22 protein-coding genes are annotated in these 26908 nt (G+C 33.7%); 12 read left to right on the top strand and 10 right to left on the bottom strand.

All coding sequences use genetic code 11. The annotated features are described in order from the left end of the window. Position 1: 1 nt before the first annotated feature. A complete protein-coding gene (locus ABEG63_RS07515; protein WP_346584000.1) occupies positions 2-397 on the bottom strand; it encodes a hypothetical protein in 396 nt (131 codons plus the stop codon). Positions 398-616: 219 nt separating this feature from the next. Further along, the gene (locus ABEG63_RS07510) at positions 617-1492 is read right to left on the bottom strand and encodes a hypothetical protein (protein ID WP_346583999.1); all 876 of its coding nucleotides are present in this window, start codon (positions 1490-1492) and stop codon (positions 617-619) included. Between the two features lie 344 nt (positions 1493-1836). Here ABEG63_RS07510 and ABEG63_RS07505 point away from each other — a divergent pair, with 344 nt between their 5' ends. The 4 genes from ABEG63_RS07505 to ABEG63_RS07490 all read left to right on the top strand — a co-directional run bounded on the left by ABEG63_RS07505 (position 1837) and on the right by ABEG63_RS07490 (position 8178). Continuing rightward, complete coding sequence (locus ABEG63_RS07505; protein WP_267403946.1) at positions 1837-2226, top strand: hypothetical protein; 390 nt, start codon at positions 1837-1839, stop codon at positions 2224-2226. 151 nt (positions 2227-2377) lie between these two features. Continuing rightward, entirely contained in the window at positions 2378-3460 is a 1083-nt protein-coding gene (locus ABEG63_RS07500; protein WP_346584074.1) for an efflux RND transporter periplasmic adaptor subunit, read from the top strand. 91 nt (positions 3461-3551) lie between these two features. Further along, a complete protein-coding gene (locus ABEG63_RS07495) occupies positions 3552-6746 on the top strand; it encodes an efflux RND transporter permease subunit (RefSeq protein WP_346583998.1) in 3195 nt (1064 codons plus the stop codon). After that, positions 6733-8178: a TolC family protein gene (locus ABEG63_RS07490; RefSeq protein WP_346583997.1), complete on the top strand. Its 1446-nt coding sequence runs from the start codon at positions 6733-6735 to the stop codon at positions 8176-8178. Before ABEG63_RS07495 ends, ABEG63_RS07490 begins: the two co-directional genes overlap by 14 nt. A gap of 251 nt (positions 8179-8429) precedes the next feature. On the opposite strand, the gene ABEG63_RS07485 is transcribed toward ABEG63_RS07490, so the two are convergent. The 5 genes from ABEG63_RS07485 to ABEG63_RS07465 all read right to left on the bottom strand — a co-directional run bounded on the left by ABEG63_RS07485 (position 8430) and on the right by ABEG63_RS07465 (position 11379). Then, complete coding sequence (locus ABEG63_RS07485; protein ID WP_346583996.1) at positions 8430-9281, bottom strand: GLPGLI family protein; 852 nt, start codon at positions 9279-9281, stop codon at positions 8430-8432. Beyond that, positions 9241-10167, bottom strand: coding sequence for a hypothetical protein (locus ABEG63_RS07480; protein ID WP_346583995.1), 927 nt, complete (start codon positions 10165-10167; stop codon positions 9241-9243). Before ABEG63_RS07480 ends, ABEG63_RS07485 begins: the two co-directional genes overlap by 41 nt. After that, positions 10164-10679: a hypothetical protein gene (locus ABEG63_RS07475; protein ID WP_267403938.1), complete on the bottom strand. Its 516-nt coding sequence runs from the start codon at positions 10677-10679 to the stop codon at positions 10164-10166. Before ABEG63_RS07475 ends, ABEG63_RS07480 begins: the two co-directional genes overlap by 4 nt. A gap of 56 nt (positions 10680-10735) precedes the next feature. Then, positions 10736-11029, bottom strand: coding sequence for a hypothetical protein (locus ABEG63_RS07470; protein WP_267403936.1), 294 nt, complete (start codon positions 11027-11029; stop codon positions 10736-10738). Between the two features lie 92 nt (positions 11030-11121). Further along, entirely contained in the window at positions 11122-11379 is a 258-nt protein-coding gene (locus tag ABEG63_RS07465; RefSeq protein WP_346583994.1) for a hypothetical protein, read from the bottom strand. Positions 11380-11663: 284 nt separating this feature from the next. Here ABEG63_RS07465 and ABEG63_RS07460 point away from each other — a divergent pair, with 284 nt between their 5' ends. Next, positions 11664-13385 carry an AraC family transcriptional regulator gene (locus tag ABEG63_RS07460; RefSeq protein ID WP_346583993.1) on the top strand — a complete coding sequence of 574 codons (1722 nt, stop codon included), beginning with the start codon at positions 11664-11666 and terminating at the stop codon, positions 13383-13385. A 38-nt stretch (positions 13386-13423) separates the two neighbouring features. Here the strand turns inward: ABEG63_RS07460 and ABEG63_RS07455 are convergent, their stop codons facing one another. Further along, positions 13424-16297 (bottom strand): T9SS type A sorting domain-containing protein, encoded by a 2874-nt coding sequence (locus ABEG63_RS07455; protein ID WP_346583992.1) that lies wholly within the window; start codon positions 16295-16297, stop codon positions 13424-13426. A gap of 176 nt (positions 16298-16473) precedes the next feature. Between ABEG63_RS07455 and ABEG63_RS07450 the strand changes: the two genes are divergently transcribed. Together ABEG63_RS07450 and ABEG63_RS07445 are read left to right on the top strand one after the other, a co-directional pair. Next, positions 16474-18006: a M20/M25/M40 family metallo-hydrolase gene (locus tag ABEG63_RS07450; RefSeq protein WP_346583991.1), complete on the top strand. Its 1533-nt coding sequence runs from the start codon at positions 16474-16476 to the stop codon at positions 18004-18006. 299 nt (positions 18007-18305) lie between these two features. Continuing rightward, positions 18306-19010 (top strand): hypothetical protein, encoded by a 705-nt coding sequence (locus ABEG63_RS07445; RefSeq protein WP_346583990.1) that lies wholly within the window; start codon positions 18306-18308, stop codon positions 19008-19010. A 119-nt stretch (positions 19011-19129) separates the two neighbouring features. On the opposite strand, the gene ABEG63_RS07440 is transcribed toward ABEG63_RS07445, so the two are convergent. Both ABEG63_RS07440 and ABEG63_RS07435 read right to left on the bottom strand, forming a co-directional pair. After that, the gene (locus ABEG63_RS07440; RefSeq protein ID WP_346584073.1) at positions 19130-21598 is read right to left on the bottom strand and encodes an ATP-dependent Clp protease ATP-binding subunit; all 2469 of its coding nucleotides are present in this window, start codon (positions 21596-21598) and stop codon (positions 19130-19132) included. 14 nt (positions 21599-21612) lie between these two features. Beyond that, complete coding sequence (locus ABEG63_RS07435; protein WP_346583989.1) at positions 21613-22668, bottom strand: PKD domain-containing protein; 1056 nt, start codon at positions 22666-22668, stop codon at positions 21613-21615. A gap of 95 nt (positions 22669-22763) precedes the next feature. Here ABEG63_RS07435 and ABEG63_RS07430 point away from each other — a divergent pair, with 95 nt between their 5' ends. Genes ABEG63_RS07430 through ABEG63_RS07410 form a run of 5 tightly spaced genes read left to right on the top strand, consistent with a single transcriptional unit; the run spans position 22764 to position 26903 of the window. Beyond that, positions 22764-23417, top strand: a complete 654-nt coding sequence (locus tag ABEG63_RS07430) for an NlpC/P60 family protein (protein WP_346583988.1) — start codon at positions 22764-22766, stop codon at positions 23415-23417. A 2-nt stretch (positions 23418-23419) separates the two neighbouring features. After that, positions 23420-24355 (top strand): type VI secretion system baseplate subunit TssG, encoded by a 936-nt coding sequence (locus ABEG63_RS07425; RefSeq protein ID WP_346583987.1) that lies wholly within the window; start codon positions 23420-23422, stop codon positions 24353-24355. Next, positions 24352-25380: a TssN family type VI secretion system protein gene (locus ABEG63_RS07420; protein WP_346583986.1), complete on the top strand. Its 1029-nt coding sequence runs from the start codon at positions 24352-24354 to the stop codon at positions 25378-25380. The genes ABEG63_RS07425 and ABEG63_RS07420 overlap by 4 nt, the downstream gene beginning before the upstream one ends. 22 nt (positions 25381-25402) lie before the next feature. Then, positions 25403-26386 (top strand): hypothetical protein, encoded by a 984-nt coding sequence (locus ABEG63_RS07415; RefSeq protein WP_346583985.1) that lies wholly within the window; start codon positions 25403-25405, stop codon positions 26384-26386. Positions 26387-26423: 37 nt separating this feature from the next. Beyond that, on the top strand, positions 26424-26903 hold the full coding sequence (locus tag ABEG63_RS07410) for a DUF4280 domain-containing protein (RefSeq protein ID WP_346583984.1): 480 nt from the start codon (positions 26424-26426) through the stop codon (positions 26901-26903). Positions 26904-26908: the final 5 nt, after the last annotated feature.

The raw sequence follows: 26908 nt of genomic DNA, 5'->3' as shown, positions 1-26908 counted from the left end.
ATCAGTAGGAAGCCATTTTTGTGCCAGATTGTCCTTTGCCGTTTTCTTTGGCTCGGAAAAGCACCATATCATAATTTTTCTTTGTGAAAGTGATGTTTCCTCTGATATTTGAATATTGATATTCAGCATTAGAGGCAGTATATTCAGGCAATTCATCGCTTTTTTTCAATTCGTATGTTTTGCCGTCAAGATGTACAATAGCTGTATTTTGAGTACTGTTGATTGTTACTTCAATTTTTTCTCCCACATTATCTGTGTAGACATTTTTTATGATGTCGTCATTAGTGACAGCGGGTGTGGCAACCGTAAGCATCTCTGCTTCTTTGGGTGAGTTTTTACACGCTGTCCCGGAGAAGGCGATGAGCCCTAAAGCGACGGATAGTAATACTTTTTTCATAGTGATAAGTGATTAAGTGATTCATAAAATATTTGATGTTAATAAGTTATAAAAATACAACTTTTTTTATTAATAAATGTTAATTTTATATAAAATGGCTGAATGTCAGTATTTTGTAAATCACTATTTTCCGTGATAAGATTTAGTTGTTAAATCCAAAAAAAAGAGCACTTTTGCACTCTTTTATTTTTTATTTTGTCATATAAGTTTTCAGAATATTTACGGAGCCGTAACCTGATCGATGGTGAAAAATGCCTTCGTTGTACTACATGTTCCTCCCGGACAGGTGGTCGCATTTCCTGCGCTTGCTGGTGAAGAAGATCCCATCATATAATACAATTTATAAAAAGTTTTGTCGGTTTGGCTGTTGGTAGTCCATGAGTAAAGACGTTGCTCCGGCATTCCTCCTGCATACGTTTCAGGATCGCCCCAATAGGGATTGGTAGAACCTGTTTGAATTCTTGCGCCGGTGGTAGCATCAATTAAACTTGCAGATGATGTTGCATTATCGCCCGCCCAAGCATTTGGTGGTAATCTCAACTGGTTTTGCTGGTAACCTCCTGCACCGCCCCAAAGATAGTGCCCGTTGGAAATAATTTCTACATTTCCTGTGCTATTATTCCTGATTTGTAGATTAACCTGTGAAAATGCAGAACTTTCAGGAATGAAAGTTCGTACAGAAAATTTTCCGTCGGGAGTTGTAATTTGTAGTGCATACCCGGCTCTTCCGTTGTCTGTGGTTGCTACCAAAGGTCCCATTACGGCAATACTTTCAACATGAGCGAGATTTGTATTTCCTCCGCCACCGCTTCCAGAGGAGGTATTGAAAACTCTCCATTCGGTTCCATTCCAAAAATAATATCCGGGATTTAGCACAGGCCCGGTGTTATAAACTAAAAGTCCTGTAGCATTTGGATTTCCGCTGAGCTGCATTGTTGCAGATGTAAGGCTTATCCTTGGCCCAAGTATTCCTTTGTTAGTTGATGAAATGTCTAAAATGGCAGACGGATTGGGGGTTGATGTGTTGATTCCCACTTGTGCGTAGAAAAAAGCTGACGACAGAACTAGGCCAGCCATGAATAATTTGTTTTTCATAGTTATTATAATATTTCATTATCGGTTAGTTTTTAGTTTTTAAGTTTTTTGGTTGATAACAAAATTAATATTTAATTTAATAAATCATGTAAATTTTTCATTATAGTTTGAGATATAATTGTAAATGTTAATTAATTTTTAAAATTAAATATGATAAATTCATTATTAATATGTCTTTTTTTAACTTAATGTAATGAAGTTGCATGCTTTGAAATATTGATATTTTTGAGGCTGTTTTATTGAAAGGATTATTAAAATTCATTTCAGCTAATTTAAAGAAGAGTTAAATTTTGTTAATCCATTATGATTGTATATAAATCAAAATGTACATTTGTCCCTTCAAAATGAGAACGTATATCACATATTTTTTGACAGCACTTTTTCTGCTTTTCGTAGTGGAAAGTAAGATCAATGTCAAAACATTGCGAAATGACTACACCAGTCATACGTCTCACATGCCTAAAAGAACCAATCGTTTAAATCAAACGTGCGAAAAATTGTCTATTCAGCAAGTTCAGGATGATGCAGGAAGTGCTTATTCGTTAGAGCTTAACGAAGATGATTTTCAGCTTTCAGATACCTTGCAGACCATTATTGTTTTTGCAAGCGTTTTCAGTTTGGTTTATATTTTCGGTTTAGAAGCAAAAAAACAGTTGAAACCTGCCATACATGGCTTTCTATCTCAATTTTCCACTGTTAAAAGATTCATTCTGATCCGTTCTATCAGAATTTAAAAACTCATTTTTCCGATTAATTTTCTGCTATTATCTGGCAGAGAACGTTATGCGTTGTGTTTGCTGGTAATCATCACATCGTAAGACTCATTATTACCATTTTTTTCCTTTAAAAAAATAACGATTTAAATATAAAACTCTAGAAATTATGATGAAAAGAGTTGTCTCAAGCATTATGCTAAGCGCCCTCTTATTGGTTGTTAGTTGTAACAACAAGAAAGAAGAAAAAGAAGAAGCTACAATTTATCCGGTTACTACACCCGTGAAGATGGATACGGTAATTGATAAAGAATTCGTAGCTCAGATCCGGTCTGTAAAGAACATCGAAGTTCGTGCACAGGAAAAAGGTTTTCTTGAAAAAATCTATGTAGATGAAGGTCAGTATGTTCATCAAGGTCAGACCTTATTTAGAATTATGCCTCAGTTGTATCAGGCAGAATTATTAAAAGCCAAAGCTGAAGTAGAGCAGGCTACGATTGAATTAAGAAACGCAAGTACATTAGCCAACAACAATATTGTCTCTAAAAACGAAAGAGCAATGGCAAAGGCTAAATTAGATGCAGCCAACGCAGAAGCAAAACTGGCACAGATTCATTTGTCTTTTACAGATATTAAAGCTCCGTTTTCGGGGATTATTAACAGACTGCCTTTAAGATTAGGTAGTTTGGTAGATGAAGGAGATTTGCTGACTTCCCTTTCTGATAACACCAATATGTATACTTATTTCAATGTTTCGGAGCCCGAATACATTAATTATCAGACGAATGTTGCTACAAGAGGTAGCCAGAACGTTAATTTGATTATGGCAAACGGAGATACTTTCCCTCAAAGTGGCGAAATTCAAACCATTACAGGAGAATTCGACAATGAAACAGGAAATATCGCCTTCAGAGCTAAATTCCCGAATCCAGATAAACTCTTGAGAAATGGACAAACCGGAAAGGTAAGAATGACGTTGCCCTTGAAAAATGCTTTAATCATTCCTCAAAAAGCAACCTACGAAATTCAGGATCAGAAATATGTTTTTGTAGTGGATAATAAAGGTATTGTAAAGTCCAGAAATATTAAAGTGGCTTACGAACTTCCTGACGTTTATGTTGTTGGATCCGGCTTGTCTACAGGCGATAAGATCTTGTTAGAAGGAGTTCAGAAAGTGAAAGACGATCAAAAGGTTCAGGTGAAAGCACAAGATCCTAAGAAAGTTCTTCAGTCACTAAAATTAAAAGCAGAGTAAAGAATATACGATAATTGATAAAGGAGGATTTTGCATTAAACTGTTCAAATCAGCTATTTATCATTCATCATTAATAATTGATATTATTTTTATGTTTAAGAAATTCATTCGCAGACCTGTTCTGTCTATCGTAATCTCTTTGATTATCGTATTTATGGGAGTTTTGTCTTTGGTAAAACTTCCCGTAACGCAGTTCCCGTCTATCTCACCGCCCAAAGTAAACATTACCGCAGAATATCCCGGTGCCAACAACGAATTGTTGATTAAATCCGTGGTTATTCCGTTGGAAAGAGGGTTAAACGGTGTGCCGGGAATGAAATATATGACTTCCGATGCCGGAAATGACGGGGAAGCTTCTATTCAGGTGGTTTTCGACTTGGGAACCGATCCTAACATAGCAGCTGTAAACGTACAAAACCGTGTTTCTTCGGTGGTTAACAAACTTCCGCCGTTGGTAGTTCGTGAAGGGGTAAAAATTACCCGTGAAGAACCTAATATGTTGATGTACATTAACTTGTATAGTGATGATCCGAAAGCCGATCAGAAATTCCTGTTCAACTATGCAGATATCAACGTAATGTCTGAATTGAGAAGGGTAAGCGGAGTTGGTTTTGCAGATATCCTGGGAACAAGAGAATATGCCATGCGTATTTGGCTAAAACCTGACAGATTAACGGCTTACAGTATTTCAGCAGATGAAGTAATGGAAGCGCTTAATGAGCAGAGTTTGGAAGCATCGCCGGGTAAAACAGGGGAAAGTTCCGGAAAGCGTTCGCAGTCATTTGAATATATTTTGAAATATCCGGGTCGTTTTAATAATGAAAAGGATTACGGGAATATTATTCTTAAAGCTAAACCAGATGGAGAATTTATCAGACTAAAAGACGTTGCCGATGTAGAATTTGGTTCATCCATGTATGATATTTATTCTACTTTGAATGGTAAACCTTCCGCAGCGATCACGGTGAAACAATCGTATGGTTCGAATGCAAGCGACGTTATCAAAAATGTAAAATCTTTGATGGCCGAATTGCAGAAAACTACCTTCCCGAAAGGAATGCATTATGACATTAGTTATGACGTTTCAAGATTCTTGGATGCTTCCATTGAAAAGGTAATTCACACTTTGTTTGAAGCCTTTATTTTGGTGGCGATTGTAGTATTCTTATTCTTGGGCGATTGGCGTTCAACCTTAATTCCAGCCATTGCAGTTCCGGTATCGTTGGTCGGTACCTTTGCCGTCATGTCCGCCTTTGGAATTACCTTAAATATGATCTCACTCTTTGCCCTCGTAATGGCAATTGGGGTCGTCGTCGATGATGCGATTGTGGTGATTGAAGCCGTACATGCCAAGATGGAAGAGAAAGGTTTATCTCCTTTAAAGGCGACAGAAGAGGCCATGCACGAAATCAGCGGGGCGATTATTGCAATTACGTTGGTAATGGCATCCGTATTCATTCCGATTGCATTTATGTCTGGTCCGGTTGGGGTGTTCTATCGTCAGTTCTCGATTACGATGGCTTCGGCGATTATCCTTTCAGGGGTTGTAGCTTTAACGTTAACACCAGCTTTATGTGCTTTAATTTTAAAAAATAACCACGGAAAAGCTAAAAAGAGAACTCCGATTACTATTTTCTTAGATAAATTCAACAATTTATTTACGAAAGGAGCCGGGAAATATGAAAGAATGCTGAACAAAACGGTGAAGAAAAAAACAATTACTTTACCATTATTATTAGCTTTCTGTGCTTGTACGTTCTTTTTAAGCAATTCACTTCCTTCAGGGTTTATTCCGGCGGAAGATCAGGGGATGATTTATGCAATTATTCAGACTCCGCCTGGTTCTACATTAGAAAGAACCAACCAGATTGCGAAGGAACTATTGAAAGAATCTGAAGGTATTGATGGGGTACAATCTGTTTCTTCATTGGCAGGTTATGAAATCTTAACGGAAGGTACAGGTTCTAACTCTGGTACTTGTTTGATTAATCTTAAAAGTTGGGATGAACGTAAAGAATCAGCTTCAGAAATCATTGAAAAGCTTGAAGAAAAAGCGAAGAATATTCCCGGAGCAAATATTGAATTTTTCCAACCGCCATCCGTTCCTGGTTATGGAGCAGCGGGAGGTTTTGAGCTTCGCTTGCTGGATAAAGCGGGAAGTGGTGATTATCATAAAATGGAGCAGGTGAGCAATGATTTTGTGAAAGAATTAAATAAAAGACCCGAATTAGGTTCTGCATTTACTTTCTATTCTGCGAGTTTCCCTCAATATATGTTGAGAATTGATAACGATCTCGCTGAGCAAAAAGGTGTTACCATTGAAAATGCAATGGATAATCTTTCCACATTAATCGGTTCCAACTACGAGACAAGTTTCATCCGCTTCGACAGACCATATAAAGTAATTGTTCAGGCGGGGCCACAATATCGTGCATTGCCAACAGATCTTTTAAAATTATATGTGAAAAATGATAAAGGAGAAATGGTTCCATATTCAGATTTCATGAGAATGGAAAAAGTATATGGCTTATCAGAAATGACGAGACATAATATGTATAACTCGGCACAGGTGAGTGGTACTCCAGCACCGGGTTATAGCTCCGGACAAGCGATTAAAGCCATTCAGGAAGTAGCGGATAAAACACTTCCGAGAGGCTTCGGTATTGACTGGGCGGGTATCTCTAAAGACGAAGTAAACCGTGGAAATGAAGCCATCTTTATTTTCTTGGTATGTTTAGGATTTGTTTATCTGATTCTTTCGGCTCAATATGAAAGTTTCATTCTTCCATTACCGGTAATTTTATCGTTGCCGACGGGTATTTTCGGAGCTTTCTTATGTTTAAAATTATTAGGATTAGAAAACAATATTTACGCTCAGGTGGCGATGGTCATGTTGATCGGTCTTTTAGGTAAAAACGCTGTATTGATTGTGGAATTTGCCGTCCAGAAGAAAGCAGAAGAAGGCATTCCGGTGGCTCAGGCAGCGATTGAAGGAGCGGCGATCCGTTTCCGTCCGATTTTGATGACATCATTTGCATTTATCGCAGGTTTGATTCCATTGGTGATGGCAACCGGACCGGGAGCAATCGGTAACCGAACGATCGGTACAGCAGCAGCAGGAGGGATGTTGATCGGAACTATTTTCGGATTAATGATTATCCCAGGATTGTATTACATCTTCGGAACCATTGCTGAAAAATCGAGATTGGCAAGATATGAAGAGGAAAATCCTTTAACTGAACAAACAGAACCTTATCAACACGATGACAAACATGAAGATTTATAATAAATATATAGCAGCCATCGCCTTATCGCTTGTTTTAGCAAGTTGTAAGGCGCCAATGGCGACCGTAATAAAAGATGAGGTGAAAGAAAATATCCCTCAGAATTTTAACCAAGAAGAGCAACAGGCTGATGCCAATGCCAACAGCGGAATGACACCTTGGAGAGAGTTTTTTACCGATTCGAATTTAGTTGCATTAATTGAAACTGCGCTAAAGAACAATCAGGATTTGATGATTACTTTGCAGGAAATTGAGATTGCTAAAAGTGGGGTAGTAGCTAAAAAAGGAAAGCTAAGTCCTACAGTTTCTGCAGGTGTCGGAGCCGGATTAAGAAAAGCCGGAAGATATACCAGCGAAGGTGCAGGTGATGCTTCTACAGAAATGGAACCGGGAAAACCTGTTCCCGATAATTTAGGGAATTTCGAAGGCGGTCTAATGACCAACTGGGAAATTGACATCTGGAAAAAACTCAGAAATGAGAAAGATGCAGCAGTGGCTCATTATCTTTCAACGGTTGAAGGAAAGAATTTTGTTCTTTCAAGCTTAATTGCTGAGGTAGCCGATAATTATTATGAATTATTATCTCTTGATAACCAATTGGATATTATTCAGAAATATATTGAACTTCAGAAAAAAGCTTTAGAAATATCTAAAATTCAGAAAGAAGCGGCTGCTGCTACAGAATTGGCGGTGAAAAAGTTTGAGGCAGAATTAGCAAAATCAAAAGCTTCAGAATATACCATCCGTCAGCAGATCACAGAAAAAGAAAATGAGATTAATGCTTTATTGGGAAGATATCCGCAGCCGATTGTAAGACCGAAGGAAACATTTATGTCTACAATTCCGCAAACGGTTTATACAGGAATTCCTTCTCAATTATTATCAAATCGACCTGATATTAAACAAGCTGAATTAGAATTAAAAGCCGCAAAACTAGATGTAGAAGCCGCTAGAAAAGAATTTTATCCAACATTGGAAATTTCTGCAACATTAGGATTAGAAGCATTTAAGCCTTCTTATTTAGTAAAAATGCCGGAATCTATTGCTTATAATTTGGTAGGAGAATTGGCAGGTCCGCTGATTAACAAAAGTGCCATTAAAGCAAATTTTCAAACCGCAGATGCAAAGCAGATCGAAGCATTATATGAATATGATAAAACCATTCTTAATGCTTATCTGGATGTAGCGAATTTAATGTCGAAAGTAAAAAACATCGATCAGTATTATCAGCTAAAATCTGATGAAAATAAAGCATTAGACCAATCGATCGATATTGCCAACCAATTGTTCCGAAATTCAAGAGCAGATTATCTGGAAGTTTTAATGAACCAAAGAGATGCTTTGGATGCTAAGATGGAATTGGTGGAAGCAAAAGAAAAACAACTAAGTACAGTTGTTGATATTTATAAAAGTTTAGGAGGAGGCTGGAAGTAGAGGAACTTTTAAATCGTTATTTTTTTTAAAGCGGGGTTCAGATCGTAATGGTCTGAACCCTTTTTTAAAAAAATTAATGTTTAAGAATAAATCTTGATGGTTATTAGTTTTTTATATTGAGAAGTAAAGTGTCTTCTTATCATTCATGTTAACAAAGGTTCAGATGGCTTAAGTCCGAACCCTTGTCCTGACATGAAAATGCTAAATGAGTTTAGCGGTTATTAGTTACTTTATTGAGAAGTGATTGGGTGTTATAAGCAGTTTGTTGTTAATTCAATAGGAGTTTCAAAATTTTTAAGAATTTCCCATTCTTTTTTATTATAAGATTCTTTTACCTCTTTACTATTCACGTCTTTTCCGTTGATAACATATGTTGTTTGTGCGGTATTTAAATTTTCAAAAATTACAGAAGGTTGTTTAATGTACTTTTTCCAGAATACATTCCATTGTTTAGGCGAAATATTCACTGGTTGATCATAAGAAAAATTTCTTTTTTCAATATCATTAACCTCTTTTACCACTCCTTTTATTTCAAAATTATATGTGTTTTCAGAATCTGTTATTTTTAAAATAAGCCCTGGCAGACCGTAAAATTTGTAAGGCCCATCACTAATTGGGATTTCTGTTGTATACCATGCCATCCATTTTCTTCCTCCGAATTCTGTGGTGGCTGCATTTGCCTTATAACCTAAAATTGTTGTTGCTTTGTCTTTTATAAGTTTCCAGTTTTGCTTGCAGGAAGTGTAGTTTGTAGAAAAAATACTTGTAAAAAATTTTTCTTCTACTGTAATATCATTTTGTGAAATATTCTTAATAATTAAAGAACGAAATTTTGCATTTGTATTTCCGTCTCCCAATCTTAATCCCTTTGCTTTGTTGGCGAAATAATCATTCACTGTTTTTGTATGAACCGAATCTCTTCTAAAGTTTTCATACGACTGGAAATATGATTTGCCATTTTCATTAGTAAGTAAAGTGCAAAGCTCTTCGTGATGAGAGCCATCGCCTTTATTATTCCATTTCATCTCATAAAATACCTTGTAAGACTGAGAGAATATAAAATTACTGATGAGAAATGTTAGCAGGAAGTAAAGTTTGGTCATAAGATTTATCCTTTTCATAATAGTTAAAGTAGTAAGATGTTAAATTCCATATAATCATTATCGCTGAAAAAAAGAAGAGATTAAAGCTGATAATGATGCCTATATGCATTAATATTGTTAAAGTAAGCCACAATTTTCTCGTTTTATTAATATTGATGAAAACAGGATATAGAATTTCTATAATAATGATCATCCATCCTCCTGCAATATAAAAATATTTAAATTTTTCATTAAAAATAGAAGGTAAGTGTATGAAATGTGTGAAATTTGGTAGATTTAATGATTTCCATACAGATTCGCCATTCCACCAATTAAAGCCCAAAATTTTATCAAATCCTGAAAAAAAATAAGCAATTGAAATATGTAGCTGGATAATTCTTTTGCTAATATTTAAAGATTGTATAGGAAAATTAACAATTGTCTTGGGAAAATATTTTTTCTGAATAGAAAAATAACTGCTGGTAGGAAATAATAAAATATAGAATAAAGACATGCTGGAAAAGAAGTCAGCGCCATAAAAAAATAATGCTGCGGTTTTTACAAAAGATATTTGTAGAAGCAACAAGATAAGCGCTGAAATCCTACTGAAGATACCTAAAATTATAAATATTGTAAATGTGATATAAGTGCATTTGAAAATAATACCTGGATTGTCTGAATAATTTAAAAGAAAAGATTCTATTCTACTGTATGATAGTACATCATAGCTGTAGAAAACGCGGTGTATTTCCACAGGTATAATGCTGTTTCTTCCATACAATAAGTCAAAATCATTCCACATAGAAAGAAAATGAATCAATAAAATAGAGCCAATGCTTATCCTGAAAAAAACAAGAAAACTTGGGGTAAAAGTTTTATTAAAATATGTATTTAAAAAGTTTTTCATTTTACACTATCAATTTTTATTAATCTTGTTCCTTTCTTACTTTCATCCAACGTTGGTTGATCATATAAATAAGCGTAAGTAACTATATTTTCACCATGTTTTTTTTTGATATTCTTATGCACCTGCTTTAATAAAATATGATTTACTTTTAATTCAGGCATATTTTTATCTTTAGCAGTAATATTCTTCATATAAACATCATTAATATTGGCAAACCTTAATTTTCCTTCTTTTGTGGTTAATAATTCTGTTGAAATGTAAGAGTTACCACTGTTTTTGTCTTCAGAAATAATAATAAAGTTACTTGCTACATTAGGTGCAAAAAAACCATATCCGGTATCAAAACCTGCATAAGAAGAAATAAATTTCTCATATTTTAATCCGTTTGTCGTTATCGGTTTTTCGTATTTATAAAAATCACAAAAAGAGTCGGTAGTGGTTGTTATTCCGGTAATAATAACTTTTATGATAATTACGGAAAGGATGATATATTCAATATATGTATTTTTCATAAGACCATTATTGGGGGAATAACAGGATGCTCATTTGAGCATCCTGTATAAGTATTTTATTGGTACTTGTTAATGATTTTGTTGATGTCTGTAAGCACCGGTGTAGTTGGCTCATCAGGGAAAGTTCTGTTTTTAGTTGTACAAGTACTTTGCTCTGATTGGTAATCGCAATAGCTCCATCCTACTAAAGTTTTACTTAAAAACTCTAAATCTGCTTTAGAAATTTTTTCAGTATTTTTTACTGTAACAACATTACCATTTACTTCAATGATATCTGTGTTTTTTGTGTCAGCGAAAGACATTAGGGTAAGTCCGATTACACCTGCGGCTAGTAAAACTGTTTTTTTCATGTTAATTAAATTTTGAAATTGATTATTATTTTCACGATTATTTATATGTCATTTTCTTTGCATTGCGCACTACAAAATAAATGACGGATAAATTATTTTTTTATCCTCCAGTGTGTTCCGTTTTTTACAGGAGGGTCTTCCACTTCATCTTTATCCTCGGCCTCATTTATAGAATCTTTCATATAAGATTCACTATTTTCTTTTTTGAGCTCAGAATTTTTATTAATATCAGAGGTTCTGTTAATAATTGTCTCTTCTGATGGTGTTAGTTCAGTTTCGTCATCCTGTCTGCATGATAATACGGTAGCAGATAAAATGATTATGGATAATAAAGAGATAATCTTTTTCATATTATTTTCTGAATTAAAGGTTACCCCTGGCCAGGTTTTGTTTTTGATTTCTGATTCCGAATTTATAGGCTAAATGTCATAAAAAAAAGAACTTATGGTCTGTATTCAGAAATTAAGACGTCCTAATTCCAGAATTAAGACATGTTTAAAGTGTTGATAATTAGTTAATTGTATTTTTTATCAAACAATAATTAAATATCATTAATAATTCTATCTTGTTTGATTAATATTCCTGAATTTTACGTACTTTTGAGTTAAATGTTTCCCTTATTTTGTATAAACAGGTGATTAAAAAACTATTTTTAATAATATTTATAATAATTTTTAAACTTTCTTTTGGTCAGAAAGAAGTCTATAGCGAATATTATAAACTCAGAAAAAATTATGAAAAGATTGAAGAGGGAAACTCTAAAGCATTACCTTATATAAAAAATTATATAAATAAGGCAAAAGCAGAAAAAAACTACGAAAAATTAGTTCAGGGCTACAAAGACGGTATATTTTATTCTAATACGAAAGAAGAAAAGTTAAAATATGCAGATAGTATGATTACTGCTGCCAAATTATCTCAGAATAAAGATCTTATAAGCGCTGCCTACATAGATAAAGGCGTTATTTATTACTATAATTATAAAAAATTTCAGCCTGCGCTTAATGAATATCTAAAAGCTTTTGAATACTCTAAAAACAGCGACAATAATTTCCTGAAATATCAAAACTTATATCACATCGGTGTTGTAAAAAGCTATCTTGGTTATTACGATGAAGCCTCTAAAATCTTCAAAAACTGTATAGATTATTATAATTTGCAGATACAGTCGCCGTTACATCCAAATGAAATTTACAACAACAAAAAAGGATATCTCAACAGCCTGCATCAGTTAATTATTTGCTATCGTAATTTAAATAACCTACCGAAGGCAGATTCATTAATAGAGAAGGGACTTACAGAAGTTTCCAACAATCCGGATTATGCACAGGAAAAAGGATATTTTCTCCTCAATAAAGGTATTTTAGAGTACAAAAAAGATCTTTATCAGGATGCTATTTATAATTTAAATCAATCCTTACTTCCAATTCAGAAAAGCGGAGATTTTGCGTGGCTCTCAGTCGATTATTTTTATATTGGCAAAACATTAATGGGCTTAAAAAATAATAATGAAGCCATTTCTAATTTCAAAAAAGTAGATTCCATTTTCCAAAAAAATCACTTCATTCTCCCGGAACTTAGGGAAAATTATGAATTCCTGATAAACCATTATAAAAAAGAAAAAGACCCTGCAAAACAGCTCTACTACACGAGTCAGCTTTTAAAGGCAGACAGCATTATTTCTAAAGATTTTATTTATCTTTCGCCAAAAATCCATAAAGAATATGACACAAAAACACTTTTAGACGAGAAAAATAAACTTCAGAAAAAAAACTCTTGGGGAACCTTCATCATCATTACTTTAATTTTCTTTGTTATTGCTCTTATTTTACTTTTGGTTTTACGTTACAGAAAAGAAAAAAATATTCAGCAGAGATACAATGCTTTAGAAGAAAAGCTACGTGATCATCAAACAGAAATAAAACAAATAAAAGTTTCCGAAAAAAATACCACAGAAGAAAAGAAAACTTCTCTAGATGAAGCAATTGTCGAAGATTTGCTTAAAAAACTCAAAACATTTGAGGATAAAAACGGATTTACCCAAAAAGGACTTACAATTAATAAATTAGCCAGTCAATTAGGCACCAATTCCAAATATCTGTCACAGGTAATTAATGATTGTAAAGGTTCTAATTTCAATAAATACCTCAGTGAATTAAGAATCAATTATATCACAAAACTTCTTTTTGAAAATAAAGAATATCTGAAATACAATATAGAAACATTAGCAAAAGAATGTGGTATTGCTTCAAGACAAAACTTTTCAGATCTTTTCACAGAGATTAATAATATTCGCCCTACAGATTTTATTAGAAAAAGAAAACAAGAATTAGAAAAAATGCTGAGTACCAATTAGTATACTCAGCATTTTTAGTTCTTTGGAAACCTCTGTAATTATTTTTTTACAAACTTTTTACTTACCACTCCTTCATTTGTTTCAATTTTCATAATATAAATACCAGTAGGTAAATTACTGATATTAAAATCAGTAAATGTATTGTTCTGAGAAGTTAAAATGATTTTGCGTCCATTTATATCATAAGCAGAAACATTCATAATCTTTATCTTGTCTGCCGTTTTTATTTTAATAAAATGACTTGCCGGATTAGGAAATAATGTAATTAAATCTACAGCATTTTTAGATGAAAATTTAGTATCGCTAGTATTTAGAAACTGATTCCAATCACTTATTGAATATAGTTCATGACCTGCCATATTAAGCTGAAAAAGCTGTCCATGGAAAAATAATTTATCCTGAATTTTGTAAAAGCCAAATATATTATTTAAAGAATAAGATAAATCCACAGGTTGGTTATTTAGAAACATATTTACATCTGTAGTACTTGTTCCATCTGTAATTTTCATTACATTTTCTGAGGTAAAATTAGAAGCATATGCGGTGTACAACATTTTGTTGTCGATACAGGTATTGGCTGTAATTTTGAGATGGCTTAATTGTATTGGCTGATTTACTTGATTATTGATTGTGAATAGTTTTCCACCGTTTGTTGTATAATTGTATAAAAATAAATTGTCTTCACATTGTTTATATTGTAAAGAGCTATTCCAGCTTGCGGCACCGGGATTATAAATATTTTCTGTAAACTGTAAGGTGTTCATATCCAATGTGATGATTTTTTCAAAACCTATGAAATTCATTTTATTGGCATGAATATCTAATTCTCCTAGAGGACGTGTCTGAAGAAATGTAGAAGTATTGGTACTTACATCATATACATATAGATCTTGAGTAGTACTCCAATGAGTAGTCATAATGAAGATCTTGTTGTTGTATTGCGCAATAATTTTGGGGAATAATACCACATTATTGGGGCCTACAAACGTTTTTACAGGTTGAGTTCCGGCAGTTGTTCCATCAGTTTTCCAAATTCCAAGGTCATCGTTTAAAGTTGCCTGCCCTGTAAAGTATACCCAACCGTTGATATTTGCACTGCTTATCTTTTGGTCAAAACTTCCTTTGGCAGGATATACGGAATGAATAAGAACTGTTCCGGATTCTGTACCATCTGTCTTCCAAAGATTATAATCGCCCCACGAGTTATTACCATTGCCATCTGCCGAAAATAAGACTTCATTATCATTTAAACTCATGAAGTATGGATCTTCTGGCAAAGAACCTTGGGTATAAATTCCTAGTTTTTTTATAAGTCTGGTTCCGGATTCTGTTCCGTCTGTAACGCAAGGTTCATTAGGAGCATTTCCATTAGAGCATCTGAAGAAAAGCTTATTCCCATTTTTAAAAAATGTAGGATTGTCGCCGTAAAATACACTGCCACTATAGCTACTAGGGTTTATATCTTTTAGTATTTTTGTTCCAGCTATTGTTCCGTCTGAAACAAAAGGCTCCATACCGCTTTTATAACTGCTTCCAAAATAAACTAATTTATTATTCAGCTCAATAGGATTTGTAATAGTTCCATTTAGAGTATGGTTAATATCTTCAAGCAGTTTCGTTTCAGAATTATTGAAGAAAAATAATTCGGTTCCGTTTTCATCATTATTACCACTAAAAATTACATTAGAATTATCATAAAATGTAAAATCTGCCTGATTAGTAAATGAAAAAGTGGATGATTCTTTTACTATTTTCTTTAACACAGAGGTTCCGTCGGCTAAAAAAAGATCGCTATTATTAGTTAGAACCAAATATTGGGAATCTTCTGTTTTTTTTATGGGGTATAAACCTGTTTCATTAAATACGCTGCTTAATGTTTTGGTACCTACCGATGTACCATCAGATATCATCCATTCATTATTGTTATTGTAATCAATTGATAGATAGTATATTTTATTCTTAAATGCAATTACATCGTAAACATTCTGGTCATTATTATTTAAAATAGAAAGAGTATTGTTACTTTCATCATAAATATTCATTACAAAACCGTTCGTGGTATTATTTTCTCTATTGAAAAATATAAATTTCCCGTTAATATAGCCTCCTCTTATTGTGTATTGATATTGGGTAAGCTGTTTTATAACATTCACATTTCCGGCCACATCAACCTTGCATAATTTATAATCTGAAAAGTTTTCGGTTTGTAAAAAATAACAAAAGCTATCGGAAGTTATAAAACCATTTACCGAATTTACGGTTGTAGGAAACGTTACGATAGCAGATGTTCCGGAAGTTGTTCCGTCCGATTTATAAATCTGGGTAGCTCCTAATGTAGAATTCTGTAAGGAGAATAAAAGATTTCCATTCAGAATTACAAAATTTGAAGGAAAAGAAAAACTGTTTACCTGTAAAGTATTGGCAGCCGTTCCGTCGGAAGCCCACAATGCGGTAAGATTTCCATCAGGAATGGTAAAAAAGAATTTATCGTTAGTAAATTTGATGTTATTTAAAGAGTAATTTGATGAATTTTCAATAGTTTTTACTAGATAGGTTCCAGAATTGGTACCATCCGTGCGCCATATTTGTTTATTGGCAAAACCATTTGTCTCTAAGGTGAAAATTACAATAGAGCCCAGTTTTCCGATAATAGAAATAGAATTGTATTGGCTATTATTTATTTCAATATATTTTGCTTCAGTGGTGAGGTTTTCTTTTACGTAGATTCTTCTATTACTGGATATATTCTGGTTGATTCCTAATGCTGTAAAAAAGATCTTGTTGCCCACTTTTATTATTTCTTTTGGGTCGCTGTCTCCTCCGAAATTCGTTTCGAGTAGATTAGCATTAATATTAATCTGACAAAAGTGAAAAACTGGTAAAAAAAGAAGAAATAAGAAAAGTTTTTTCATAGTTTTAGTTTAAGCTGCAAATATAGTTTTTAATAGAGAAATGTTTTATCTATTTTAATGAATATTAATAATTAAAAAGGTCATACATTTTCTGAAAATTTTCATACAAGAACCAAAACCCAAATTTCTTCTATATATTTGTTATAAACCCAATCAGTATCACAAATACTATTATTATGAAAAAGATTTTATTTATTCTCGCAGGTATAATTATTCTTCTCATCATATTTTTACTGATAAGAACCTTTACTTATCCATTTAAAAAAGTAAATACTGAAAATTCAGTAGGATATAAATTTATCAGAAACGATGATGCTATTCAAAGATTAGCAGAAGGTATAAAAATTCCCACTGTTTCTACAGGTGAACTGGGAGAGTTTGATTATTCTACTTTCGATCAATTTAAAGATTATCTTAAAACAACATATCCTCTTGTTTATCAAAATACGGAAGTCGTAGAAATTAATACCTATGGATTAATTTTTAAACTAAAAGGAAGTGAATCTGCATTACATCCCATTTTATTTTTATCTCATATGGATGTTGTTCCTCCGGGAGAAGCAAATGTTATAAATAATGACCAAAATATTTTTAGACCAGACGATAAAGCATTACCTGCTGTAACAAAAGTTGCCGAGAATTGGGATTTTTCTCCATTTTCAGGGGCAGTTGCTAATGGAAGAATCTACGGTCGCGGAACGATAGACATGAAAGGCATGTTTTTCTCGCTATTAGAGTCTTTTAACAATCTTATTCAATCTAAACATGTTCCCAAAAGAGATATGTATCTCGCATTCGGATTTGATGAAGAGGTGGGCGGACAAAAAGGAGCCCTGCAAATTGCAAAACATTTCAAAGAAAAAGGATTGATTTTCGACGCTGTTTATGACGAAGGCGGTTTAGTATTAGAAAAAGGCAGTGTCAAAGGAATAGATTCTGATGTTGCTGTTATAGGTTGCGCCGAAAAAGGATTTCTTTCCGCAAGAATAAAAGTAAAAGGTTTGGGTGGTCATTCTTCGATGCCCCCAATGGAAAGTGCTATTGGCAAAGCAGCAATCATTATGCAAAGACTTGAAGATCATCAGATGAAACCCGTAATTACTCCGCTTATTCATGACTTTTTTGATAACATTGGTGTATCTATGCCGTTTGCAAACAGATTAGCAATCGCCAATCAATGGTTGCTTAAGCCTGTCTTATTATCACAACTCACCAAAAACAATTCTACAAACGCATTAGTAAGAACAACAACGGCACTTACTATGATGAAAGGCAGCGATGGTCCAAATGTACTCTCTCCCGAAGTAGAATTCTTGGTCAATTTCAGATTAATTCCCGGCAATAGCATAAAAGAAGTCAAAGACCATATAGCAAAAGCGTGCGAAGGTTTTGATGTTGAGGTTGAAGAAATAGACAACACCCGCGAAGCCTCTTTAGTTTCTCCTTCCGATACAAATTCTTTCCATATTATGGAAAAGGCCATCAAAGAGATTTATCCTTCGGCCATCGTTACTCCATATCTCACCATTGCAGCTACAGATGCCTACAAATATCAAATTGTGAGTAAGAATATTTATAGATTTATGCCAATTAAAATCAATGATGCAGAGAAACAAAGCATTCACAGCACCAACGAATATATTAGTATCGAAAACTATATGAAAATGATTCACTATTTTGAATATATCATGAAAAATTATGATAAATAGTAAGAGAAGATTTTGAAATTTCTTAATCCCGACTTCGGAGATAATAGCGTGAAGAAAATAAACTTTGTGAGCTTAAAAAAAATTCTAGTGTTTGAAGCGCGAGAGAATATCTGAACCGAAGTACTAATCGAGAATTCGCGCAAGTTTTAGAATTTTTAGAGAACAAAATTTATTTTTAGCTTTTAAATCCAGGTCTTCAATTTTTGTTTCTTTTGATTCAAGTCAAAAGAAAATAATTTAAACACGTCAAGTTTTGTCGCATCACCCAATTAGCTTTGTCATATTAAAACATCAAAGCTATGGAATTACCATTTTATATCAGTTTCAGGAAATTTGAAAAAGACTATTATGATAATCTTGAAAAGTGGTTTGAACATTACGATAACGCCAGTGAAATCGACTTCCTGAAAAATCAGGCAGAGCTGTACCGACCTTATCTTTGCTATAACTTTTCAGAAAATAAGCTGCAGACTGATGCCGTGATCAAGGTTAAAAATTGTTTTTTTCCTTACTTCGATAATTTTGGAATCTCCTTTTGTGTAGATTATGAAAACGGAAAGCAAACCAAAGCGCTAAAGCCAGGTATCAATAATATTTCAGAATTGAAAACAATCACTATGATGGAATATGCGCAGCATGTTTTGGACAAAATTAACGCCTATTTTCAGAAAAAAGGTTTAGATAAATCAAAAGAAAATGTGCAGGATTATATCAATCACTATGAAATTATTACGACAAAAGAACAAACAGGATATTGTTTAAACTATGACGAACATCAAAAGACAATTCCTTTCCTGAAAGCCTTTTTGCCTTGTTATGGCTGTACGGTAGATATATCTTTATATAGAAACTTTCATTTTTCTGTGGTAAAAATTGCAGATTTCATCGATCAAAAGTTGAAAGCTGTTCAAGCTTTTGAAAACAGCATATTCAGTACTTTAAAATCTGAAACAAAAATTAAATTACACATGAAAAATCATAGCTTTTTAACCATTTGTAACTAAAATAATACACCATACATTCATATAACTATATTATATTGTTTGAAAATTTTGTTAGCTTATCTTTCAAACAATAATCCCAGCCTTTGTGGCTGGGATTTTTTACCTAAAATTAATTGACATTATTGCTTCGTCCAGACTAATTCATCATCTTTCAGATCAACAAAAATTTTATCTCCTTCATTAAAGTCTCCCGAAACAATTTTTTTAGCAAGAGGTCTTCTTAATCTGCCTCTTATAACGCCCTTCAATGGTCTGGCGCCGTATTTTATATCATATCCTTCTACGGATAAAAATTCTTTAGCTTTTTGGCTGATTTCAAGATCAATGTTTATATTTTTAACCAAATCAAGCAATTCTTTTTTCAAGTGAATTTCAAATATTTTCAGCGCATTATCTTTACTTATTGGTGCAAATGGTATGGTTTCCGTTAATCTTCCTAAAAATTCAGGTCTGAAAAATCGGCTCATCATTTCCAATAGTTTCGATGATTGCGGAATTTCACCATTGCCAAAAGATTCAACAATAAATTCCGAACCAATATTGGAAGTGAAAAGAATGATAGCGTTTGAAAAATCGCCTTCTTTTCCTAATCTGTCGTGCAATTTTCCTTCATCCATAATCTGAAGAAAGACATCAAAAACAGAAGCATGAGCTTTTTCAATTTCATCAAATAAAACAATAGAGTAGGGCTTTTGCCTGATTTTATTTACCAACAATCCACCTTCTTCATACCCCACATATCCCGGAGGAGCACCATACAAAAGCGCCGCAGAATGTTCTTCTTTAAACTCAGACATATCAAATCTGATAATGGCATTTTCGTCCTGAAATAAAAACTCAGCCAAAGATTTCGCCAATTCTGTTTTTCCAGTTCCGGTGGGACCTAAAAAGAAAAATGAGCCAATGGGTTGTCCGGCTTTACTCAACCCGGATCGCGTTTCTAAAACGGCTTCAGACACAATTTTTATCGCATGATCTTGCCCTACAACACGACGGCTCAAAATATCTTCCATTTCATTAAGTCGCTGTTTTTCCTCTTCTTTCAACTTTCCAATAGGGATATTTGTTTTTTGGGAAATAATTAAGGCTAAATCAAGATCTGTGATATGTGTTCTTTTATCCTGAGCTATTCTTTCTGTTTTTTCAATTAAATTTCTCGAAAAAGTTAAAAGTTTTTCGGTATTTTCAAAGTCAGGAATTTCTTTTTCTTCAGCTTCTTCGGAAGTACTGATAAGATATTTTGTTTTTTCAACTAAATCTTTCAGTAACCATTCTGCCTGCATTTTTCTATTTTCTTGCGAAAGATTATTGACATTATCTTCTAGGTGAATAATTTTCGTTAAAAGATGATTTTTCTCCTTAATGAAAGATTCACCTGCAGTTTTTACGACAGCCATTGTATGATCTATCAAATCGATAGCAGAAGCGGGCAAACTTTTCTCCTTCATATAACGCTGAGAAAGGCGAATAGCCTCTTTTATCGCCTGATCATCAATGTTTATTTTATGATGATTTTGATAGTCAACTAGAGTTTGTTTAAGCATTCTAAAATGAATTTCATCCGTAGATTCTTCCATTTTTATCAATTCAAACATACTTGCAAAACCTGGTTCTTTCTCAATTTTTTTGCTGTATTCTTCGATCGTTGTTGTTGAAATGACGGTTAAGCCGTTTGCGAGTTCACTTTTCAAAAGATTGGTAACTCCAGAATCTGAATTTTGACTTCCTAAAAGAGATGAAATTTCTTCTATAATTAATAAAGATTTGGGAATAGATTTCAGTTCCTGAGCAATATTTTTTATTCGGTCTTCAATTTCGCCTTTATAAGAAGCACCTGCGATTAAAGCCCCCATATTTAGTTCAAAAATTTCTAATCCTAAAAGCTCATCCGGAATTTGTTTTAATAGTATTTTTTGAACAAAACCTTCTATTAAAGCTGTTTTACCAATACCGTGTTCACCAATGATTAAAACATTTTGCTTACTGTATCGGGATAATATTTCAGTTATTTTATTAATTTCAACATCGCGTCCTACTAATAGTTCTTTTTTGTTTTTCTTTTTTACTTCTTCGTTTTTATTAATACAATATTTTTGAATAAATCCCTTGTTAGTCTTCGGTTGAAACGTTGTATTTGCTGAACTAATATTATTTGAAGGATTAGAAACATCTTTTAATAGATCATTTCTTGTCACGGGAAAAGTTTTCATCTGATCAAACGAAAATGCGACTCCGGGAGAGCTTATCGCCACCATTAATGTGAAAAGTGTAATATCTTCCAATCCTAAAATTTCTCGTACAGAATCTGCTTCAGCGAAAATTTCATCAATGATTTCATCTGGTTCGCAAGAAAATGTATTGGGAGATTTTGGTGAGTCATCAATTCGAACTTCAGCCCATTCTTCGAGATAAAAAACATCGATTCCTAAGTTTTCCAGTTGCTTCAAAAGAGATAAGTCTCTATTGAGCATTGCTTTTAAAAGATGGGCTCCCGTAAAAGTGGAGTTAAGATTTTGCCTACCCAGTTTTTGAGCAATTTCAAGAGCTTTTGTGACTTCTTGATTGTAAATAATTTCCTGTTGATTCATCATTTTGGTGTGTTTTATTCTTTAACCCAGATCATTAGTTTTTTTACTTTGTATTGAATATTGATATTCTGTATACAGTTTTTCTTATCCTTATTAATTCTGATAGCCGTAATTTTTATCTTTTTGCCTGCAATAGATTGACAGAATTGATCGAACGGAATCAGTTTTTTATCATTGGCAACCACCGGAATATCAAATTTTCCACATACATAATCTTTAAAATCATCTTTTGTTTTTGCTTCTGCGGCGACTTGATTTAGAAGTAATTTAAACTGTTCGTTCGAAATTTCAGGTGCTTTTTTCTCGGCAATCACAGAATCTGTTTTCGAAACCGATTTAGGAGAAACCGGAATATATTGCATCATATCTACCAACGGGTCTTTCTGTGCACTGCCCATTGGGAGCGAGAAAGCGGTATGCGGTTTTTCAAATTCGTAAGATTTGATATCAATTTTTTGTTTAGCAGTAATGGTTTTTGGAGCTACATAAATGGTTTTTACAGCCGTATGTTCTACATCACCATTCACGATAAGGGTAATTTTTTTATCACCAACAGATTTAAAAACATATGAAGGGCTTTTTCCTAAAGCATCGGTTCTTGTAGTTTCGCCAAAGCTCCATTCCCAAGATTCGCCGCCTTCTTTTTCTGCATTAAAAGAAATGGTTTCTCCTACGGTAACAACATTCGGGCTGATAATCGTCGGAAGATAACCAACTTGTTGGCTGATACTGGAAATCGTGATCATTTTTTCATGAACACAGTTTCCGTTGATTTTAAGTTTTACTAAATATTCGCCAGGCTTTTTATACGTGTGCATCGTTCTCTGACGTACATCTATAGCTGTGCTGTCGCCAAAATCCCATTGCCAAGATTTAGCACCCGGAGTATTATCATAATATTCCACCACATTATTGATCATGTAATCGTCGGAATGAACTACAAAATTGGCGTTCTCGCAATCGACATGGCGGGTAAATTGGTATAAAAGGAAAAGTAAACTGATTAATAAAAGGACTCCTAAGCTTACTAATACTCTGTTGTCCACTAGGTTTGAGGTAGTTTTTTTCATTGTGCTTTTTGTGAATTTACAAATATAAATAAAAATATTTCAACAAAAAGTGATTGATATTAAATTTTTTTTATAAATTTGTCCAATACACACCGATGATGAAATATTTAACTAATAACACTACTTTACCTGTAGTTTTTTTACTACTCACTTTTACAGTTTCATGTAACAGCAAGAAATACATTTTAGATATTCCATACAACTATCCGTCTGATCAATTAGATGATAATTCGCATGCTCAGAAAGGGATTGGTGAAAATTATTATATTGTTGATGATAATAAAGAGAATTTAAGTGATGAACAATTAAGAATTAAAGAAAAATATTCTATAATTCTGAAAGTTATGCCTAAAGAAATTAATAATTATCAATTTTACGGATATATCGATCAATGGTTGGGAACACCTTATAAGTCTCAAAAATTAGAAGAAAAAGTAGGCGTAGACTGTTCATATTTTGTGCAGGCATTATACAGTGATGTATTTAAAGTTACTTTTCCGAAAACGCCGGATGGTATTTTCAGATCAAAATCTATTCAGCTTTTTACGGGAAGAACATTTTTACGCGAAGGAGATATACTTTTTTTCAGGTATGACAAGTATCGTCCGATTTCAGATGTCGGAATTTATCTGCACAACGACCGTATTTTGGCGTGTACTGCAGATGGTTTGAATATTTACAATTTCAATGATGAATATTTTCAGTTGAGATATGTGGCAGCAGGAAGATTGAAACCTACAAATAATTAATTATGGAAAGGCTTACAGATCTGGCGCGTCATATCACTTCTTTAAAACATGATATTCGTGCAGAGGTTGTTATCAATGATTTGCTGAAAAATAAAGATATTTCTGAGGCGGAATATGTGGTTTCTAAAGACGGGCAGTTTTCCAGAGCGTATCGATTTGACATTCTGGATGCGGAGATTACAGATTATGATTTTGATGCGACACAGGTTTTAGAAATTGCACTTTCGAGAGATAGCCTTTATGATATGCTACCGGAAGGTTTGGTACATAATGTAAGAAATGATACTCCTCAGAAAGATGTGGATGTTATGATTCGCGAGCATCGAAACCAGAAGAAGCAACAGAAAGGAGCGCGAATTTTTTTTCAGCCTTTTGAAAATGAAATTTTCACGTACGGCGTTGCGATTGAAGGGTTTGAAAGACAGTTTCTATCAGATTTAAATGGCGCTTTGGCAGCCGATATGTTTTATGACTTTTGGGGAATAAGCAAAGATTTTCCTAAAATGTTGATCTCTAAATTTATACGGGTATTGCCTTTCGCTTATAAAATTGTGGGAGACATACCGTTGGCTTGTGAAATTTTGGCCAATCTTCTGGAGGAAGAGGTGGTGGTAAATAATAAAACCCATCAAAAATATACCGATAAAGATGAAAGCATAATATTGGGAGACAGCAGGCTGGGGCTGGATTTTATTACCGGAAACAGCTATGATGATTATTCCAGTCATTTTAATATACAAATAGGACCATTGAAAAACTCAAATTTTGTTGATTATATCCATGACGGTAAAAAGAAAAAGTTCCTGGATCTGTTTTACGAATACTTTTTCCCCATAGAAGTAGAAATAGATACAGTGATTCTTTTACCCGAAGAAAAACAAAAATTTGAATTTACCAATGAAGAAAGTTCAGTTTTAGGATATAACACAAGAATATGATGCAATTGAAAAAATATTTTATCAACCTTTTAGAACCGCAGGTTTTGGCTGCGAGTGTGATTCTTTTGGCGATTATCATCATCCTTACCATGATTTTCTCTCAAAAGACCTCCGAGTTTAAGCAAAAGTATAAAGCGAAATTTTATATCTATTGTTTCTCTATGGCATTTGTTTATTCCGTGATTGCCTTTTTAGGATATAATAAATTGTTCCTTGATAATAATTTGTATGAATTTATTTTTTATCAGATAAGTTCATTGTTGATGGGCATTATCCATTGCATAATGTACCGTTCTTATTTCAACAAATTCGGAGATAATAATTCAGGAAAAGAATATTTGTTTGCCTTATTGACGATAACATATTCTGTGATTCCGTTTATGTTAATTTATACATTTTTAAACGGAGTAGATTTTATGTTTCTGATGTTGGGGCATTACATCATATTCTTTATTCCGACGTTTCTGAATGATACATTTACTAAAGCGATGGCCATTCCGCCGAAAATTTATAAAACATGGAAGTTTCCTGATGATTACGAGCAGGATTCAGGACTGGAAGAGCATGAATGGAGAAATACGGTACTGCTTACCTATATGATGGATAAAGATAAAAATGCGACTAAATATGGGGTTTATCGGGCTAAAGGGCCTACCCGAATAGATTTTGGCCGACTCTTTTACAACTTCATTATGGATTATAACGATAAGCATCCGGATGATGAAATTCAGATTAAAGACGAAAACGGCTTGTTCAACTGGGTCTTTTTCCTTCAGCCTAAATGGTATGAAAGTACAAAATATATCGATCCGGAACTTACTCTTTATATGAATGGAATTGAAGAAAATAGCGTGATTTTCTGTATGCGTACCGAGCAGGTGATGGGGCAGGATAAAAGCAGAGATAAAAACGATGCAGATTATGAATATACAAAGGAAAAAGATGGGACAAATACTCAAAAATCTAAGGAAAAGGCAAAGGATGAAAAAGAGGTGATAACAGAAGATGTTCATTATGAGCCTTAATTATAAAACATGCAGGATACCCATGGGGAAAGTCACCTTAGGTGAACTTGCAGAACATTTCAAGCTGGATCCTGCAGAATTGAGATGGTTTCATAATAAATATTGCCCGGTGGGAGATCTTATAGATCCTGATATACAGCCGCATGTAGAGATTATTTACATTCCGGTTCCGGATACTGAAACGGGATATTTTAGAAATAAGAAACAAAATAAACCGTATTACAGAACGCCAAATGTGCTGGACAATAGTAAAAAATTTGAAAGAATATATGGCATTGTACAAACGGTACAAAATAATGGAGGTGAAAAGCAGCAGATGCATTATAGCATGAATGTGAAAAAAAGTGAGCGTTCTAAATTAATGCTGATGAGAAGGTCGGTGTATCTTAATCAAAAAAGACCCGATTTAGTGATGGAAAGAATAGCAGATGAGGTGGGAAGTATTTTTTATCCGATGCACTTGGAACTCTATGAAAGCGGAAGATTGAAGCATCTAGATAATTTTTCTGAGATACAGAACAGATGGAAAATAAAAAAGAAAAAGCTTACCTCTTATTATAAAGGTGAAATAGTAGAAAAATTGATTGAAAACCTGGATCAGCAATTAGAATTCCGAGGGAAAACGCAGCGCGGAATTTTAGACAGTCTGTTCTTTGTATTGTATTTTTTTCCTCTGTATGAAAAGTTTGAAGAAGATCATACCTATTCGTTTAAAACAGCAATTCCTGTTTTTCCGAAACAGCAACAGATAGGGTATGATATTAAAATGACCATCTATGAAGAGGTAACAGAAGAAGGGAAATTTAAGATTTCCGTAAAAGGAAAGCACATAGATGCTGAAAATGAAGAGAAAACAGAACATGAAAAAATATCAGGCAATCTGGATTTTACCTATATGCTGAATGCTATGGATAATAGTATTTCAAGCATTTGGGGAACGATAGATCTTAATAAGGCAGGAAACTATAAAAGTATCTCTTTTGAATGTTATGAAACGGAGGAATAAAATTGATTAATGACGTACAATAATTGAAACGAAAAGTATGAGCGAAAAACATCTTGTTTGCCAAGGCGCAACCTGCAAATGTAATTTTGGGACTACACCGGATATGCTGAAGGTGAAGACTCAAAGTAAACGCTACATCAATGATAAGGATGGAAAGAAAAAGCTGACCGCCACCCATAAAGATATCGGGAAAACATTCGATAAAAATACCTTCGGGAATTGTGCTAAAATGAACAACAATCCCTGTCAGGCAGTGGTAACGGAATGGAGCGGCTATTATGAAAAAATAACAATTGAAGATAATAAAGGGCACGTCTTGTTAGAAGACAGCAAAGCTACCTGCCCTGTGGGAGCCAAAGACTGTATAGAAATTATAGATCACGGACAGGTATGTGAGGTGACCGCTCAGAATCTGAAAAATGCAGACCCGAATGTGCTGGCAGAATTGTGTCCTTTCTTTGATTTTTTAGCTGAAGAAGACGAAAATGTTCATGATGAATACTATGTGTCACTTTAAATAAC

It is taken from the genome of Chryseobacterium sp. C39-AII1, from assembly GCF_039672645.1.
Classification (GTDB): Bacteria; Bacteroidota; Bacteroidia; order Flavobacteriales; family Weeksellaceae; genus Chryseobacterium.
Note: the sequence above shows the minus strand (reverse complement) of the source record. Positions and strands in the feature narration are given on the sequence as shown.

What these genes read in the sequence shown, in the direction of transcription:
- ABEG63_RS07515 (WP_346584000.1), bottom strand. Translation starts at nt 397, where the DNA reads ATGAAAAAAGTATTACTATCCGTCGCTTTAGGGCTCATCGCCTTCTCC.
- ABEG63_RS07510 (WP_346583999.1), bottom strand. Translation starts at nt 1,492, where the DNA reads ATGAAAAACAAATTATTCATGGCTGGCCTAGTTCTGTCGTCAGCTTTT.
- ABEG63_RS07505 (WP_267403946.1), top strand. Translation starts at nt 1,837, where the DNA reads ATGAGAACGTATATCACATATTTTTTGACAGCACTTTTTCTGCTTTTC.
- ABEG63_RS07500 (WP_346584074.1), top strand. Translation starts at nt 2,378, where the DNA reads ATGAAAAGAGTTGTCTCAAGCATTATGCTAAGCGCCCTCTTATTGGTT.
- ABEG63_RS07495 (WP_346583998.1), top strand. Translation starts at nt 3,552, where the DNA reads ATGTTTAAGAAATTCATTCGCAGACCTGTTCTGTCTATCGTAATCTCT.
- ABEG63_RS07490 (WP_346583997.1), top strand. Translation starts at nt 6,733, where the DNA reads ATGAAGATTTATAATAAATATATAGCAGCCATCGCCTTATCGCTTGTT.
- ABEG63_RS07485 (WP_346583996.1), bottom strand. Translation starts at nt 9,281, where the DNA reads ATGACCAAACTTTACTTCCTGCTAACATTTCTCATCAGTAATTTTATA.
- ABEG63_RS07480 (WP_346583995.1), bottom strand. Translation starts at nt 10,167, where the DNA reads ATGAAAAACTTTTTAAATACATATTTTAATAAAACTTTTACCCCAAGT.
- ABEG63_RS07475 (WP_267403938.1), bottom strand. Translation starts at nt 10,679, where the DNA reads ATGAAAAATACATATATTGAATATATCATCCTTTCCGTAATTATCATA.
- ABEG63_RS07470 (WP_267403936.1), bottom strand. Translation starts at nt 11,029, where the DNA reads ATGAAAAAAACAGTTTTACTAGCCGCAGGTGTAATCGGACTTACCCTA.
- ABEG63_RS07465 (WP_346583994.1), bottom strand. Translation starts at nt 11,379, where the DNA reads ATGAAAAAGATTATCTCTTTATTATCCATAATCATTTTATCTGCTACC.
- ABEG63_RS07455 (WP_346583992.1), bottom strand. Translation starts at nt 16,297, where the DNA reads ATGAAAAAACTTTTCTTATTTCTTCTTTTTTTACCAGTTTTTCACTTT.
- ABEG63_RS07450 (WP_346583991.1), top strand. Translation starts at nt 16,474, where the DNA reads ATGAAAAAGATTTTATTTATTCTCGCAGGTATAATTATTCTTCTCATC.
- ABEG63_RS07445 (WP_346583990.1), top strand. Translation starts at nt 18,306, where the DNA reads ATGGAATTACCATTTTATATCAGTTTCAGGAAATTTGAAAAAGACTAT.
- ABEG63_RS07440 (WP_346584073.1), bottom strand. Translation starts at nt 21,598, where the DNA reads ATGAATCAACAGGAAATTATTTACAATCAAGAAGTCACAAAAGCTCTT.
- ABEG63_RS07435 (WP_346583989.1), bottom strand. Translation starts at nt 22,668, where the DNA reads ATGAAAAAAACTACCTCAAACCTAGTGGACAACAGAGTATTAGTAAGC.
- ABEG63_RS07430 (WP_346583988.1), top strand. Translation starts at nt 22,764, where the DNA reads ATGATGAAATATTTAACTAATAACACTACTTTACCTGTAGTTTTTTTA.
- ABEG63_RS07425 (WP_346583987.1), top strand. Translation starts at nt 23,420, where the DNA reads ATGGAAAGGCTTACAGATCTGGCGCGTCATATCACTTCTTTAAAACAT.
- ABEG63_RS07420 (WP_346583986.1), top strand. Translation starts at nt 24,352, where the DNA reads ATGATGCAATTGAAAAAATATTTTATCAACCTTTTAGAACCGCAGGTT.
- ABEG63_RS07415 (WP_346583985.1), top strand. Translation starts at nt 25,403, where the DNA reads ATGGGGAAAGTCACCTTAGGTGAACTTGCAGAACATTTCAAGCTGGAT.
- ABEG63_RS07410 (WP_346583984.1), top strand. Translation starts at nt 26,424, where the DNA reads ATGAGCGAAAAACATCTTGTTTGCCAAGGCGCAACCTGCAAATGTAAT.